The following is a 13574-nucleotide window of genomic DNA, read 5'->3' as shown; positions in this document are numbered from 1 at the left end:
GAACCAGGAACTGATTGAAAAACAGGAAACATTATCAACTTGAACGTTTAAGTCCTTAAGGGACCGGATGATGTCATTTATAACGAGGAAGGCTGTAAAACTGACCGAAATAAAAAACAAAAATCAACGATCTAAGAATAGTTGATAATTTTGCGCCGGACGGCTTTTCAGCTTTAAAAATCCGTTACCGCTTCGGATAACGGATTTTATAATTAGCCTTGTTGTCGTCAGGCGCGTCAAAATAAAGGCAACAGAATTAGACTACGCCGGTACCGCCGTCTGAGCACCAGACCTGACCGGAGGCATACGAACACTCTTCAGATGCCAGCAGAACATACAGCGGCGCAATTTCCACAGGCTGACCCGGTCTGCCCAGTGGGGTATCTCCCCCGAACTGCTGCACCTTCTCCTGCGGCTGTCCGCCGCTTGACTGCAATGGCGTCCAGTAAGGGCCCGGCGCCACGGCATTCACGCGGATGCCTTTCGGCCCAAGCTGTTTTGCCAGGGATTTGGTAAATGCCACGTTACAGGCTTTGGTCTGGGCGTAATCCAGCAGGATTTCGCTGGGCTTAAAGGCCTGAACCGAAGAGGTATTAATAATCACCGCGCCTTCCGACAGATGACGCAGGGCGGCGCGGGTGATCCAGAAGGGGGCATAAACGTTGGTTTTGAAGGTCGCGTCGAAAGCGGCGGTGGTCAGATCTTCAATGGATTCGCAGAACTGCTGTCTGCCCGCATTGTTGACTAAAATATCGAGTCCACCCAGCTCCGTCACCGCACGCTCAACCAGCGTCTCACAGAACGACTCCACCCGAATATCACCCGGGATCGCGACGGCTTTGCGTCCTTCCGCCTGAATCAGGGCAATAACGGCTGCGGCATCGGACTCCTCTTCCGGCAGATAGCCAATGGCCACGTCCGCACCTTCACGGGCGTAGGCAATCGCCACCGCGCGACCAATCCCGGAATCGCCGCCGGTAATCAGCGCTTTTTTGCCAGAAAGTCTGCCCGAGCCGGTATAACTCGTCTCGCCATGATCGGGGATTGGCTTCATCTCTGACGCCAGTCCGGGCGTTTGCTGCGGCTGCTCCACAAACGGGGGTTGTGGGTAGTTTTTTGAAGTGGTGTTTCCTGATGTCATCCCGACCTCCTTTATCAATGAATTTAAAGCGTAGCCACTGTGACGGAACGCACCTTTCTGGAAGGGATAATTCAGATTATTCTTCTTCTGGATATATTTTTGATTTTGTCTTCACTTTGTAAGATCACTAAACAAGCGCCCCCTATTTGGCCGTAAGCATGAGGGGGATGAGGTTATTTGTGCGGTTGTTTACGGGTAATACCGGAAATGAAGCGTCTGAGATGTTTTTTGGGTGAGCGTCTGCGTGTGGCGTTGATTTTTGCCGGTTCGACTACGACCTTATTCACTTCCGGGAGGATCGGCTTTTGGCCGCCCGAGCGAAGTTGCCAGAGTGCACCTGAATCGCCCTGAATAATCAACGCGCCTGAAATGAGGAGGGGAAATAAGATCTTCTTCATCCTCTTTAGCCTCTCTCCTGAACGAGCATGCAAGCAGGGCAGAGTTTCCGCCGACCCTCTGCCCGCTGTGCTACCTTATTTCTCTATCATCTGGATAATTTGATCCCGGTTGATCGCATGTTCATTTCCCGCGATATCTTCATAAGTAATGAGGCCATTATCATCATCAACTTCGGGTTTGCCGTGAGTAATAATCATCTCACCATTTTTCTTCTGTAAAACATAATCGCTTGAACATCCGGCGACGGTGAGGCTAAATAGCACCAGGCTTATTACAGCCACAACTTTCTTCATTACAACTCCTTATTTACTCAAGCCTGTCACAGGCACAATGATGCTGCACGCTAGTTAAATTGCGTCAGAAGCAGTGCAGCATAAATCACGAACATGAAAAAGAGCGTACCGATAACGACGCGTCGTTCGAGAGCCGAACTATTTTTGTCAGCACGCTTCTCTGGTTTATTTAACATGATTACCTCTTTTCGTTAGCCCACCATTACCCCTGAAACCCTTACCGGTAGGTTATATTTGTGGGTATGTTGTAAGAAGTTTTCTACTTTTGCAGCAGAGTCGTTCCATTCGTAGGCCTTATTAAGTAAGGCGTATTTCCCGGTGCCAAAACGGTGGTAGGGAAGTAATTCGATAAATTTGAACGCGGGGCGATGCCAGGTCAGGGAATTTATCAGCATTAACAATTTTTCAGCCTGTTCGGGGCTATCGTTAAAGCCTGGAATAACGGGGATACGGATAATAATCTGTCGATCTTCCTGCAATAATCTTTCAAGGTTACGCAGGATGATGTTATTACTCACCCCGGTATAGCGTTTATGCTGCTCGTCATCAGCGCTTTTCAGGTCATAGAGAATCAGATCGCAAACCGATGCGATCTGTTTAACGGCGCGCCACGGGGCGTACCCGGCGGTTTCAATTGCCGTGTGAATATCCTCTGCGCTAATTCGTTGGATGAGTTGTCTGGCAAAATCGGGCTGGGTACAGACTTCACCCCCGCTGAGGGTGATGCCGCCTCCGGACTGACGAAACCAGGTTTCATCCGCCATGACGCGTTTAAAAACGGCCTCTGAGGTCAGTTTTTCCCCTGTAACATTAAGTGCACCAGCCGGGCAGCGCTCCTCGCATCGCCTGCAACCCTGGCACTGACGCGAGCGATCAAGCGTGTGCACACCGTCCACCCAACGATGTACGCCGGCCGGACAATGCAGGGCACATTTTCCACAGTGAAGGCAGCGCTCAGCATGCCAGAAGATCTCGCTGCCGGTGTTGAGTGCTTCCGGGTTGGCGCACCAGCGGCAGCGCATCTGGCAGCCTTTCAGAAACACAACGCTGCGGATCCCCGGTCCGTCATGCAGCGAAAACCGCTGAATATGTGTTATCCAGCCGGATGTCGGCTCAGAAGCGACGTTGAGTGGTTCGGCTGATGATCTCATCCTGCACCTCTTTACTTAATTCAACGAAAAAGGCGCTGTATCCTGCGACACGGATCATCAGGTTGCGGTACTCCGCCGGATTTTGCTGCGCCTTCAGCAGCGTTTCATCATCCAGGTAGCTGAACTGCAACTGGGCATTTCCCAGGATACTGGCTGTCCGCAGCAGATGGATAAGGCTGTTTTGCCCTTCCGGCGTTTCCAGCATGCCGTACATAAGCTTGATGTTATGGACCATACCGATATCCATCTCTTCAACATTGATTCGGCTGACCGAGTTGATGATCGCGGTGGGGCCCAGATAATCCGTCTGCTGGGCCGGGCTTATTCCATCCGCCAGCGGCTTGCCCGCAAGGCGACCGGATGGAAGGGCGCCGGTTATTAGCCCGAACGGCGTATTGTTCGAGATGGAGAGCGTGCCGAATGCAAAAGGTGCATAGAGCATCCGGTACTGACGATGCTCCTTTTCCAGAAAGTGCACGCTTTCGCGGGCAATTTCATCCACGGCGGCAATGTCGTTACCGTATTTCGGCACCCGCAGGCATGCAGTAAGGAGCGCCTCATAACCGACAAAATTATGGTCGAGCGCGTCAACAATCTGTTGCAGCGTGAAGCGGGAGGTTTCAAATACCAGCGTCCTGATGACCATCAGAGAGTTCACGAAGTCGGCAAGCCCCGTCCAGATAAGACCCGGCCCCGCATTCAGAAACGCGCCGCCCTGGGTGACATCCTTCGCGGTTGCCATACAGCCCTCGATGAGGCTCGACATCAGCGGTTTTCTGGCATGATCCGCATGCAGTTTCTGCACGATGAGCGTGACCTGCGCGGCCTTTCTGACCATAGCGGATAACTGGGCCATAACCGCACGGTTGACATCTTCATAGCAGTGGAACTGCGATACCTCGCCGGTGCGGGGGCCTGTCTGCTTCCCGGCGCGCGAGCGGCCGTTATGCAGCGCCATCTCGATCGCTGCGGTGAAGGTGGTATAACCCACCGAGGTCCACTGGTACATTTTGCCCGCTTTCTGTGGCTCGACGCAGCCCATCAGACATTAGTCTCGGGCATCTTCATAGCTGAACCCTTTATGCAGCATCATGCGAATATGCGCATCATCGAAATGGCATGCCGGGAACCCCATTCCGCCGCGCACCACATCCACCACCTTGCGCATAAACGACTGCGGCGACTGATTGTGAATTCGCACGGCGAGGCCCGGCTGATAAATTTTTAATCGCGCGGAGCAGTCCATAATGAGCAGCGTGAGCGGATTGGTGGCATCGCCGCCTTCACGCTTCTGTCCGCCTACCACGAGGTTGATAAAAGGCTGATACCCGGCGAAATACATCGCCGTCGATTCGCTGCAAATCCACAGGGTTTCCGCCATCTTAATCAGCCAGCAGCAAAGCAGCTCTTCAGCCTGGGCATGCGTTAAGGTTCCGTCACTGAGATCGCGCTCCAGCAACGGCCAGAGATATTGATCGACGCGGCCAAGGGAGATCCCGGTCTGATTCTCTTCCAGCATAAACAGCGAATGCACAAACCAGATAGCCTGCAGGGCATCGTAAAAATGCTGCGGAGGATGTTGAGGGACACGCTCGCAAATCGTGGCAATATGCAGCAGTTCTTTCCGGCGAAGGGGGCGGGTCTCGGCCCCGGCCAGCTGGCGCAGATAGCGTGCATAGCGCCGGGTGTAAGCCATCACGCCGTTACAGGTGTGCTGCACGGCGGTATAAAAATTAAACGCCTCGATGCCGTCGGAGGTGGCGGGATCGAGGGCGGCCAGGTGCGCGGCTGCCTCATCCCGTATTCCCTTTATCCCTTTGGTCAGCAGAATATTGTCGTAGCCCGGGCAAGCGTCACCGCCGCCGTTTTGTGTTTTAATCGTGACGTCGCATATCGCATCGTCATGACACCACTCCCACAGCCCGACGGTTTTTAGCTGCGTCTCCGCCATCTCATCCAGTGAGCGGCCTTGCCAGTAAGGAAATACCTCTTCCCGCAGGATACGTTTCGTTTCGTCGTCAATCTGGTAGGGATCCTGGGCCCGGAAAGGGAGGTTATCCAGCTCGTTGGCCACCCAGCGCCAGCTTATTTCCGGCGAAACTTCACCCCCGCGCGCGCCGCCGGCAGGGTGGCTGACGATAAGCTCGTTTTCGGCGACATATAAAGGCGCGTTCTCGCAGGCATGACGAAACGCTAACGCCCTGAGCAGAATATTATCCATTCCCGGATTGGCCTGATAAACCCGGGTGACGCTAAGGGCACGATGGGCAGAAATAAAGGGCTTCGCCTGCAAAAAGGCGTCGCGTAGCCGTTCCACACGCGGTGGAAGGGGTTTGCTATTCATACTGTCGATCCTTTAAAACGCAATCACGATGAGTCCGGCGACGATGCAGCCGATCCCCACCTTTTCCAGGGCGCTGCTGCGCAGTTGATAAAAGATGCTGCTCAGGAGTGAAATCATCACAATGCCGGTTCCTGACCAGGCGGCATAGGCGACAACCGGTGAAATCCAGCCCATTAGCATCGACAGGGCAAAAAAGGATGTCGCGTAACAAATCAGGCAAAGAACCGTTATCAGCGTATTTTTGAATGTATTCGTTTGCGGCAGCATTAAGGTGGCAATCACTTCCATTGAGACGGAAATAAAAAGCCAGAAAAAGCCAAATAAAATATTCACCATTTAAAACCACACTGTTATCTTTTTTGTTTGATAGCAAGATTGAGAATTAATGTGCCAATAATAACCATACCCACACCTATCCACGAATCCTGTGTCAGGGTGAAATCAAAGTAACGGGTTTGTATAAAGGTAATACTTATGATCCCGACCGCAGACCAAATAGCATAGGCTACACCTATATGAATTCTCCTCAGGGCGAGAGATAAAAAATAGTAGCTAACGCCATAACAGATAATAGCCAGTACACCAACGGAGATAATTTTAAAACTGTCAGAAAGCGATAATAATGTTGTCGCGACGATTTCAATGGATACAGCAGCAATAAGCGCAGTAACGCATCTGGTTAAAGTCATTGGATTATCCTTGGTTATAAGTCACCAATAGTGTTTGGTTCAGGTAACAGGATGCCAGGCAGAATTTAATCCGCTTATTCTATTCTCGTTGAATTAAGTTAATACTGTAAAAAAGGTCTGTTTAAATAATAAATACCCCCTCAATGACCAGACAGGCCTCGCCCGTCAGCGCCACGCGGCCCGTATCGTTAATATGGCAGATCAACTCTCCTTTACGGCTGCCGCCCTGTTGCGCATGGAGCGTTTTTTTCGCCAGCTTGTCGCTCCACAGCGGTGCCAGAAAGGTATGCGCAGAGCCGGTAACGGGATCTTCATTGACGCCCACCTGAGGCCCAAACCAGCGGGAGCGGAAATCAAACTGACGAGAAGGCGCCGTCACGACCACGCCGCGGGTGTTGAATTTCGCCAGGGCGGTGAAATCTGGCGTTAAGCCATCAAGTTGCGCTTCGTCATCCATGACCACGATCAGATCGGAGGCCTGCCAGATTTCAGTCGCCCCGGCAACGATGCCAAGCGCTGACAAAAGCCCTTCCGGAGCCGCAATCCTGCGGGGGGTGACGAGGGGAAAATCCATCGTGAATTTTCCATTATCAGAGGTAACGGTCAGCTCACCGCTGCGGGTGAAAAAACGCACCGTCTTGCCCGTCTCTTCGCGACGCAGAAGCACACTGGCTGCGGCAAGCGTCGCATGACCGCAAAGGTCGACTTCAACGGCAGGGGTAAACCAGCGAAGGGCGTAATCGTGCCCCTGCTTAACGACAAACGCCGTTTCGGAGAGATTATTCTCGCTGGCTATACGCTGTAACAGCGCATCCTCTGGCCACGCTTCCAGCAGACAAACCGCTGCGGGATTACCCGTAAACGGGCCCTGAGAGAAAGCATCCACCTGGTAAAAAGGAATGCGTTGCGAATAGCTATTTTTCATTCATCACCTCAAGATCGTTATAAACCGTATAGCGTGTCACACCCAGCGCCTGGGCCGCATGTTGCACGCCCCCCCTCATTTTAAAAATGCCTTTATCGCGCATCTCCGCAACGATTTTAAGACGTTGCGTTTTCTGAATTTTCTTTCCGGTAACGGTATATTTTTCAATAATTTCCTGAATTGATTGCTCAACAAGGCCACCCAGGTTGAGATCGGCTGCATCCGTTTCGGCAGGCGCGGTGGCCATGATGATGTCGAGACTTTTGCGAATGTGTTCATACGGTGAGGTGTCGACATTCATGCAGAAAGCCATCAGCGGATGGCCGTCATCGCTGTAGTAGATGGTGGAGGCGCTGTTGAGGATCTTCTCCGAGGCGGTCACGGTTTTATAATCTTTAACCGTCAACGATTTACGGCCCTCATTTTTACTGAGCAACAGGGCAAATCCCTTATCTTTCTCGGGGCCAGATAACAGGTGGTCGCCTTTACGTCTGCCGCTGACGTGCCCGTTAATGATTTTGACGATCGAGCATTCGGGCGTGGTGAGATTGTGTAAAACGGCTTCCTGATTGGCGGAGAGCGTACCCGCCAGCGCATCCATGGCAGCTTCCAGTGGCCCGGAAAGCAGCTCAATTTGTTCTGCATATTCTGACTTCATCATTTTTCCTTTGTCTGGATCATTGTCAGGGCCACGAGTTTACCATTTGCCACGCGAACCTTCGCCTCTGCAGGGGAGGGATGGGCTGGCAGTCTTAAATTATACTCATAATGTTTAATTATCAACAAAAAGTTGATTTGTGGTTTTTGCAGGAGTAAATTCACTGCTACTGATGGCGGGCTTTCCAGCCGGGAGCCTCTGAAAAGTGGGAACAATTATGAAAATCATTGGACTTATAGCGTTAGCGGGTATCCTGACGGCGTGCAGTGTTATCCATCCCTTTGGTGATGCGACGGTGTATCAGGTCTATTCGGTCTCTTCTCACCCGGGGCTAGTGGGGCGCTACCACTGTCTGCGCGATGCCTTGTCGGCAGAGGGCTATGGTGTTGAGGTGATTTATCCTGAGGCGGATACCCCTAACTTTTTTGATATCAGCAAAGCGCAGCAGCGGATCGCTCAGGTAGATATGTACCATGTGCGTGGGTCAAAAGAGATCAGTATCACGCTCATTGCCGGGGCAAAAACAGATCTCCGCACTCTGGATGACATCATGCAACCCTGTGTAAGGCGGTAATAGGCTGAGGGGAAACGCCATCCTGATGGGGCAATATGTTAGGATAAAAAAACAATCAGGCGCTAAATAAGAGGGAGAGGCATGATAAGAAAAAACAGAATCGTTGTGGATTATTCATTATCAGCACTGGAGCGTACTAAAGCGGGCAAGCTCATCAACGATCATAAAAAAGAACACCTCAAACCTTACGGTTCTCTTTTTCTCATTCATAAGGCTGCGGTCTCTGTTTTAGCTGTGGCGGCCTTATTTAATTTTATCACCCTGTTGCAGTTAAGCCTGCAAACCGCTCCCGACGGTGATTTTCTCGCCAGAGCAAAAATGTTCAGTATCGCGCTGCTCGTGCTGTTTGGCGTCGCGTTGGCGCTGTTCAAACTCTATGATGTGGTCATGAATAAGGTCATGCAAAAGCAGCAGCAGGCTGAGCAGGAAGACGAGGAGACTTTACAGAAAGTGAAGCTCAACCGTTTCTTTATTGAAAATATCACTAACACCGCCAGCGTTAAAATCTATTGGGAAAAAGTGAAGGAAAGCTACAGAAAAGGGGGTTTTATTTTTATCCATATGCGCAGTGATAATTGTGTGGTGATACCCGAGAGAGTATTTGCCTCAGCAAACGAAGCCGCGGATGTGTTTGACTTTATCAACGCGCAGATAGCGCAAAATAGATAATCGATGACAACCCAACAGCAGTTCAGCTTTGCCACCCGCCCGCTGGTGCCTTTTGCCCATGATTACACCCATGGCGAAACGGAGCCCTGGCACAGCCATACCTGCGCCCAGCTTCTGCATACCCTCAGCGGGGTGGTGCGGGTAGAGACCGGGCAGGGGGTCTGGATTGTGCCGCCGGGGCGGGGCGTCTGGCTGCCTGCCGGGACGCAACATCGGCTGCTGATCACCGGTGACGTAGCGGCCCGGACGCTCTTTATCGATCCTTTCGCCCGGGCGGATTTACCCTCGGTCTGCCAGGTTGTGCAAATCTCCACCCTGCTGCGCGAGCTGATCGTCGCCTCGCTGCAACTACCGGAAAGCTACGCCGCGGGCAGCCGGGCGGAGCGCATTTATGAGCTGATCCTCGATGAAATCAGGGGGATCGGCGTACTGCCGTTTAACCTGCCGGAACCCCAGGCCCCCGCGCTGCTGGCCCTGTGCCGCCAGATCCAGGCCGAGCCGGGAACAAAATGGACCACAGCGCTGGCAGCAAAAACGCTCAATATCAGTGAACGTACCCTGCTGCGGCACTTCCGCCAGCAGACCGGGCTGGCATTCAGCGAATGGTTGCGCCGGGCGCGGCTGATGGAGGCGCTGAACCGCCTCGCGCAGGGGCAATCGGTGCTGCGGGTGGCGCTGGACCTCGGTTATGAGAGTCACAGCGCCTTTAGCGCCATGTTCCGCCGCACGCTCGGCGTGGCGCCTAGCGACTACTTCCCGCCTGAGGCGCTCTCCGGCAACGCATTCAGCAAAGCCTGAAGCGACGCCCGGGAAACATCGTTGTCGATGCCCGTTCCCCAGCGGCTGGCGCACTGCTTAAAGCTGCAGCGGATATAGGCCGCTGAGCGGCTTTCGCTGCACCTCCCGAGGGTATGCTCGTGATAATCCTCAATGGCGAAGGCCAGATGAAAACTGGCTTTTATCGCGCTGGCGGCGGCAGAGAGCAGGCCGTTACCGTTCCCCTCCAGGATCACAATCCCGTCGGCGGTCTGGACGCGGGCCCACAGCAGCAGCCCGCCGTCGGCCTGGCTTTCGGTGCGGTAATCCAGCAGCTGCCGTGGGGCGTGCTGATGTGGCCCATACAGCTCGCGATAAAGCTGCCACAACGCACTCAGCGTCATCTCGGTACCTTCCCGATCGGTGTGCGCCTGAACGTGGCGGCTAAAGTCCTGTTGCAGGGCCCGGGGCAGCGCCAGGCCATGATTTTGCTCCAGCATCCACGCCGCGCCGCTTTTGCCGGACTGGCTGTTAACGCGGATCACCGCCTCATAACTACAGCCGATATCTTCCGGGTCCACCGGGAGATAGGGCATCTCCCAGCGCGGGGAGGCGGACTGTTCCCGGGCGTGAAACCCCTTTTTGATGGCGTCCTGATGTGAGCCAGAGAAGGCAGTAAAAGCCAGCTTACCGGCGTAAGGATGGCGGGGATGCACCGGCAGTTGGTTGCACTGCTCCACAAGTTCCACCACCTGCTTCATATCGCTGAAATCGAGCTGCGGCGAGACCCCCTGGCTGTAGAGGTTCATCGCCAGGGTCACCAGACAGACGTTCCCGGTGCGCTCCCCGTTACCGAACAGGCAACCTTCCACCCGGTCGGCACCCGCCAGCAGGGCGAGCTCGGCGCTGGCAACGCCGCTGCCGCGATCGTTATGGGGATGGACGCTGATGCAGACCTCGCTCCGACGGGAGAAGTGGCGGCAGAAATACTCGATCTGATCGGCATAGACGTTGGGGGTGTTGACCTCCACCGTAGCAGGCAGGTTGACGATCATCGGCCGTTCGGCAGAGGGTTCCCAGACATCCGCCACCGCCTCGCAGATGTGCAGGGCAAACTCCGGTTCGGTAAAGCAGAAGGTTTCCGGCGAATACTCATAGGTCCAGCGCGTCTGCGGGTTGGCCTCGCACAGCGCACGTATCTGCCGCGTGGCGCTGACCGCCAGCTGCACAATCTCCTCCTGGCTCTGGCGAAAGACCAACTGGCGGAACAGCGGCGCGGTGGCGTTATAGAGATGCACCGTGGCGCGTTTTGCCCCATCGAGGGAAGCGAAGGTGCGCTCAATCAGATCGCTGCGGGCCTGGGTAAGCACCTGAATGGTGACATCATCCGGGATGCGCTGCTCCTCAATCAGCTGGCGGACAAATTGAAAATCTGTCTCTGAGGCGGAGGGGAACGCCACCTCAATCTCCTTGAAGCCGCATTTGAGCAGCTGCTCCCAGAAGCGCAGCTTGCGGGGGATATCCATCGGTTCCGCCAGCGCCTGGTTGCCGTCGCGCAGGTCGGTTGATAGCCAGCGCGGGGCGTGGGTCAGGATCTTATCCGGCCACTGGCGGTCGGGTAACGAAATGGGGGCATAGGCCACGTACTTTTGCGAAGGGTTGCGCAACATAGGGGTTCTCCAGGTGATGTTCTGTTTTTTATCCTGGCGAAGAACGGGGCAGGGCACTGGCGCATAACTGACAACCTGTGGCGAGGATCCGCCATTTATTTCACCCCGAGCAGAGCCTGCTCCATCAGTTGCGCCAGCAGGGCCTGCGCCCGTGGCTCTGCCTCGCTGCCGTGCTGTTCGAGGGTGATCCCCAGCCTGCCCGGCGTGGGCAGCACGCTTCCCGCCACCCGCAGGCTGGCAGGCATCCCGATCCGGGTCCGCAGCGTCACGCCGAGCCCGGCCTGTACCGCCGCCCAGATCCCGCTCAGGCTGTGGCTGACAAAGACCACCTGCCAGGGGATGCCCGCCCGGTTCAGGCAGTCGATGGCGTGGGCGCGCATCAGGCAGGGGGTGTCGAACATCACCAGCGGCAGGGGCTCGCCCCGGGCAAGCAGGGAACGAATCTCCATCTCCGGGGGCTGGATCCACACCATCTGGCTCTGGCCGATCGACCGTCCCTTGCGTGGCTCGCTCTCGTTCTGCCACAGCAGCACCATATCCAGAGCGTGATCATCGAAGGCATTGAGCAGCGCCCGGTTGCGATCCACTCTGGCAACGATCCGCACCCCCGGATGGTGGCGTCTGAATTCGCCCAGGATGCCTGGCATCAGCGACTCTCCAAAATCCTCCTGCATGCCGATGCGGATCTCCGCCTGCAGCAGCTCGCCTTTTAGCGCGAACTGCACCTCGTCATTCAGCGCCAGCATGCGGCGGGCGTAGCTCATGACGATCTCTCCGTTGCGGGTCAGCGTCAGGCCTCGGCCCTTTTTCATCACCAGCTCTGCACCGCACTGCTGCTCCAACTTTTTGAGCTGGGCGCTCACCGCCGAAGTGGAGCGGCAGAGATGGGTGGCGGCCAGAGCAAAGCTGCCGCACTCAATACCGGTGACAAAACTGCGCAGCGCATCAAGGTCGAGCGTCGGAGGGAGCTTGTTCATAAATGTCCTGAAATACGGGATGGTGGTGCAAATATAATTTGATTTTCAGGATGAAACTATGGGGTCAGAATCGCCTTACTGTCAATGCGGAGAGAACATCATGGCCACATCCCTTACTTCTGAAACCCTGAGCCGCGTCGCGCCGAAACTGGCCGAGCTGAGCAGGGAGGTGCTGTTCAATGACATCTGGAAACGCGACGCGCTCTCCCCGCGCGATCGCAGCCTCATCACTCTGGGCGCGCTGACGGCGCTGGGGCGGATGCAGCAACTGCCCTGGCATATCGACTTCGCCCAGCAAAACGGCCTGACCCGGGAGGAAATTACCGAAGTGTTCACCCATCTGGCGTTCTACGCCGGCTGGCCTGCGGCGGTCTCCGCTCTCGGCTGCCTGGAAGAGGAGTAACCCCGATGCCCTTTACTCGTATCTCCCTGCGGCCGGGGTACAGCGACGCGCAGATAGCACGGATCTCCGACCTCCTCCAGCAGAGCCTGGAGGCGGAATTCGCGGTTCCGCCGGGGGACCGCTTCCAGATTTTCGAGGAGATCCCGGCCAGGCTGCACCTATTCGATCGCCACTATAAAAGCGGCGGGCGCAGCGACAAGTTTATTCAGTTTCACATCCTGGCGGGCAAGCCCCGCACCGCTGCGCAAAAGCAAAATTTCTGCCGCCGGCTCTGCGAAGAGCTGCACAGGACGCTGGCTATTCATCCGGATGACGTGATGGTGATGATCCAGTTCAATACCGCCGAAGAGTGGAGCTTTAGTCGGGGACAGATGCTGTCAGAGGAGGGGGTATGATCGTTATGCAATATCGCTTCACGCTGCCAGCCGACTACGATATGACCATTATTGAACGGCGCATCGCGGAGCATGGTGCGAAACTGAACGGCTTTCCCGGCCTGCTGTTTAAGGCCTTCCTTGTTGCCAGACGCGATGCCGATTTTAGCGTGGAAAACCGCTATGCACCGCTCTACGTCTGGGAGAGTGTCGCCGCGATGACGCAGTTTTTACAGAGCCCCGGCTTTCGCAGGCTGACACAGGATTTTGGCTGGCCGCAGATCGACACCTGGCTGGCGCTGCGCCTGCCGGCTGTGGCAGAGGTGAAAAGTGCCGCCTGGCTGTCGATTGCTCGCCAGACGATCCCCGCGCACAGCGACCTGTCGGCACTGCAACTGCATGCCCCGCTCTGCGGGTGGGATGTCAGCCGCTGGCAACTGTTGCAGGTGGATTTTGTCGGGGCGCCGCAGGCAGGGAAGGAGAATTATCGGGTTGCGTATGTGGCGAGTGAGGACATAGGTTAAGTCCTCCACCGTTGATTAGGCTTAACT

Annotated in this window: 17 protein-coding genes and 1 pseudogene; 6 read left to right on the top strand and 12 right to left on the bottom strand. The window is 55.2% G+C overall.

The genetic code is table 11. The features are described from left to right. Positions 1 to 256 precede the first annotated feature (256 nt). The 10 genes and pseudogenes from DVA44_RS15575 to DVA44_RS15535 all read right to left on the bottom strand — a co-directional run bounded on the left by DVA44_RS15575 (position 257) and on the right by DVA44_RS15535 (position 7600). Positions 257 to 1141 carry an SDR family oxidoreductase gene (locus DVA44_RS15575; RefSeq protein WP_114315395.1) on the bottom strand — a complete coding sequence of 295 codons (885 nt, stop codon included), beginning with the start codon at positions 1139 to 1141 and terminating at the stop codon, positions 257 to 259. Between the two features lie 173 nt (positions 1142 to 1314). After that, positions 1315 to 1539, bottom strand: coding sequence for a hypothetical protein (locus DVA44_RS15570; RefSeq protein ID WP_114387480.1), 225 nt, complete (start codon positions 1537 to 1539; stop codon positions 1315 to 1317). Between the two features lie 75 nt (positions 1540 to 1614). Beyond that, positions 1615 to 1833: a YgdI/YgdR family lipoprotein gene (locus DVA44_RS15565; protein WP_114387479.1), complete on the bottom strand. Its 219-nt coding sequence runs from the start codon at positions 1831 to 1833 to the stop codon at positions 1615 to 1617. A 191-nt stretch (positions 1834 to 2024) separates the two neighbouring features. Then, a complete protein-coding gene (locus DVA44_RS15560) occupies positions 2025 to 2984 on the bottom strand; it encodes a glycyl-radical enzyme activating protein (protein ID WP_114387478.1) in 960 nt (319 codons plus the stop codon). Further along, entirely contained in the window at positions 2947 to 3426 is a 480-nt protein-coding gene (locus DVA44_RS26080) for a glycine radical domain-containing protein (protein ID WP_246843640.1), read from the bottom strand. The genes DVA44_RS15560 and DVA44_RS26080 overlap by 38 nt, the downstream gene beginning before the upstream one ends. After that, positions 3427 to 5328 (bottom strand): annotated as a pseudogene (locus DVA44_RS15555) (pyruvate formate lyase family protein); the annotation flags it as partial. It abuts the gene before it with no gap. Positions 5329 to 5340: 12 nt separating this feature from the next. Next, positions 5341 to 5664: a multidrug efflux SMR transporter gene (locus DVA44_RS15550; RefSeq protein ID WP_114315392.1), complete on the bottom strand. Its 324-nt coding sequence runs from the start codon at positions 5662 to 5664 to the stop codon at positions 5341 to 5343. A gap of 14 nt (positions 5665 to 5678) precedes the next feature. Next, complete coding sequence (locus DVA44_RS15545; RefSeq protein WP_114315391.1) at positions 5679 to 6017, bottom strand: multidrug efflux SMR transporter; 339 nt, start codon at positions 6015 to 6017, stop codon at positions 5679 to 5681. A 121-nt stretch (positions 6018 to 6138) separates the two neighbouring features. After that, positions 6139 to 6942, bottom strand: a complete 804-nt coding sequence (locus DVA44_RS15540) for a PhzF family phenazine biosynthesis protein (RefSeq protein ID WP_114387477.1) — start codon at positions 6940 to 6942, stop codon at positions 6139 to 6141. Then, the gene (locus DVA44_RS15535) at positions 6932 to 7600 is read right to left on the bottom strand and encodes a transcriptional regulator (RefSeq protein ID WP_114387476.1); all 669 of its coding nucleotides are present in this window, start codon (positions 7598 to 7600) and stop codon (positions 6932 to 6934) included. The genes DVA44_RS15540 and DVA44_RS15535 overlap by 11 nt, the downstream gene beginning before the upstream one ends. Positions 7601 to 7817: 217 nt before the next feature. Between DVA44_RS15535 and DVA44_RS15530 the strand changes: the two genes are divergently transcribed. From DVA44_RS15530 to DVA44_RS15520, 3 genes are all read left to right on the top strand, one after another. Then, positions 7818 to 8174 (top strand): hypothetical protein, encoded by a 357-nt coding sequence (locus tag DVA44_RS15530; protein WP_114387475.1) that lies wholly within the window; start codon positions 7818 to 7820, stop codon positions 8172 to 8174. Between the two features lie 81 nt (positions 8175 to 8255). After that, on the top strand, positions 8256 to 8843 hold the full coding sequence (locus DVA44_RS15525) for a YcxB family protein (RefSeq protein WP_246843581.1): 588 nt from the start codon (positions 8256 to 8258) through the stop codon (positions 8841 to 8843). 3 nt (positions 8844 to 8846) lie between these two features. Then, on the top strand, positions 8847 to 9641 hold the full coding sequence (locus DVA44_RS15520; protein WP_114387474.1) for a helix-turn-helix domain-containing protein: 795 nt from the start codon (positions 8847 to 8849) through the stop codon (positions 9639 to 9641). Here DVA44_RS15520 and leuA read toward each other — a convergent pair. Both leuA and DVA44_RS15510 read right to left on the bottom strand, forming a co-directional pair. Then, positions 9593 to 11269, bottom strand: a complete 1677-nt coding sequence (leuA, locus tag DVA44_RS15515) for a 2-isopropylmalate synthase (protein ID WP_114387473.1) — start codon at positions 11267 to 11269, stop codon at positions 9593 to 9595. The two genes, DVA44_RS15520 and leuA, sit on opposite strands and share 49 nt — an antisense overlap. Before the next feature lie 95 nt (positions 11270 to 11364). After that, on the bottom strand, positions 11365 to 12246 hold the full coding sequence (locus DVA44_RS15510) for a LysR substrate-binding domain-containing protein (protein WP_114387472.1): 882 nt from the start codon (positions 12244 to 12246) through the stop codon (positions 11365 to 11367). Between the two features lie 100 nt (positions 12247 to 12346). Between DVA44_RS15510 and DVA44_RS15505 the strand changes: the two genes are divergently transcribed. The 3 genes from DVA44_RS15505 to DVA44_RS15495 are packed head-to-tail and all read left to right on the top strand — an operon-like array spanning position 12347 to position 13547. After that, on the top strand, positions 12347 to 12649 hold the full coding sequence (locus DVA44_RS15505) for a carboxymuconolactone decarboxylase family protein (RefSeq protein WP_114387471.1): 303 nt from the start codon (positions 12347 to 12349) through the stop codon (positions 12647 to 12649). A gap of 5 nt (positions 12650 to 12654) precedes the next feature. Then, entirely contained in the window at positions 12655 to 13044 is a 390-nt protein-coding gene (locus tag DVA44_RS15500) for a tautomerase family protein (protein ID WP_114387470.1), read from the top strand. Then, positions 13041 to 13547: a DUF4865 family protein gene (locus DVA44_RS15495; protein ID WP_114387469.1), complete on the top strand. Its 507-nt coding sequence runs from the start codon at positions 13041 to 13043 to the stop codon at positions 13545 to 13547. Before DVA44_RS15500 ends, DVA44_RS15495 begins: the two co-directional genes overlap by 4 nt. Positions 13548 to 13574 lie beyond the last annotated feature (27 nt).

It is taken from the genome of Leclercia sp. W17 (assembly GCF_003336325.1).
GTDB lineage: Bacteria > Pseudomonadota > Gammaproteobacteria > Enterobacterales > Enterobacteriaceae > Enterobacter.
This window is presented reverse-complemented; position numbering and strand designations above follow the sequence as displayed.

Excerpts from the sequence above, each read along its gene's own strand:
- DVA44_RS15560 (WP_114387478.1), bottom strand. The coding sequence starts at position 2,984 with ATGAGATCATCAGCCGAACCACTCAACGTCGCTTCTGAGCCGACATCC.
- DVA44_RS15575 (WP_114315395.1), bottom strand. The coding sequence starts at position 1,141 with ATGACATCAGGAAACACCACTTCAAAAAACTACCCACAACCCCCGTTT.
- DVA44_RS15520 (WP_114387474.1), top strand. The coding sequence starts at position 8,847 with ATGACAACCCAACAGCAGTTCAGCTTTGCCACCCGCCCGCTGGTGCCT.
- DVA44_RS15530 (WP_114387475.1), top strand. The coding sequence starts at position 7,818 with ATGAAAATCATTGGACTTATAGCGTTAGCGGGTATCCTGACGGCGTGC.
- DVA44_RS15545 (WP_114315391.1), bottom strand. The coding sequence starts at position 6,017 with ATGACTTTAACCAGATGCGTTACTGCGCTTATTGCTGCTGTATCCATT.
- DVA44_RS15565 (WP_114387479.1), bottom strand. The coding sequence starts at position 1,833 with ATGAAGAAAGTTGTGGCTGTAATAAGCCTGGTGCTATTTAGCCTCACC.
- DVA44_RS15525 (WP_246843581.1), top strand. The coding sequence starts at position 8,256 with ATGATAAGAAAAAACAGAATCGTTGTGGATTATTCATTATCAGCACTG.
- DVA44_RS15570 (WP_114387480.1), bottom strand. The coding sequence starts at position 1,539 with ATGAAGAAGATCTTATTTCCCCTCCTCATTTCAGGCGCGTTGATTATT.
- DVA44_RS26080 (WP_246843640.1), bottom strand. The coding sequence starts at position 3,426 with ATGCTCTATGCACCTTTTGCATTCGGCACGCTCTCCATCTCGAACAAT.
- DVA44_RS15535 (WP_114387476.1), bottom strand. The coding sequence starts at position 7,600 with ATGAAGTCAGAATATGCAGAACAAATTGAGCTGCTTTCCGGGCCACTG.
- DVA44_RS15505 (WP_114387471.1), top strand. The coding sequence starts at position 12,347 with ATGGCCACATCCCTTACTTCTGAAACCCTGAGCCGCGTCGCGCCGAAA.
- DVA44_RS15510 (WP_114387472.1), bottom strand. The coding sequence starts at position 12,246 with ATGAACAAGCTCCCTCCGACGCTCGACCTTGATGCGCTGCGCAGTTTT.
- DVA44_RS15540 (WP_114387477.1), bottom strand. The coding sequence starts at position 6,942 with ATGAAAAATAGCTATTCGCAACGCATTCCTTTTTACCAGGTGGATGCT.
- DVA44_RS15495 (WP_114387469.1), top strand. The coding sequence starts at position 13,041 with ATGATCGTTATGCAATATCGCTTCACGCTGCCAGCCGACTACGATATG.
- DVA44_RS15550 (WP_114315392.1), bottom strand. The coding sequence starts at position 5,664 with ATGGTGAATATTTTATTTGGCTTTTTCTGGCTTTTTATTTCCGTCTCA.
- DVA44_RS15500 (WP_114387470.1), top strand. The coding sequence starts at position 12,655 with ATGCCCTTTACTCGTATCTCCCTGCGGCCGGGGTACAGCGACGCGCAG.
- leuA (WP_114387473.1), bottom strand. The coding sequence starts at position 11,269 with ATGTTGCGCAACCCTTCGCAAAAGTACGTGGCCTATGCCCCCATTTCG.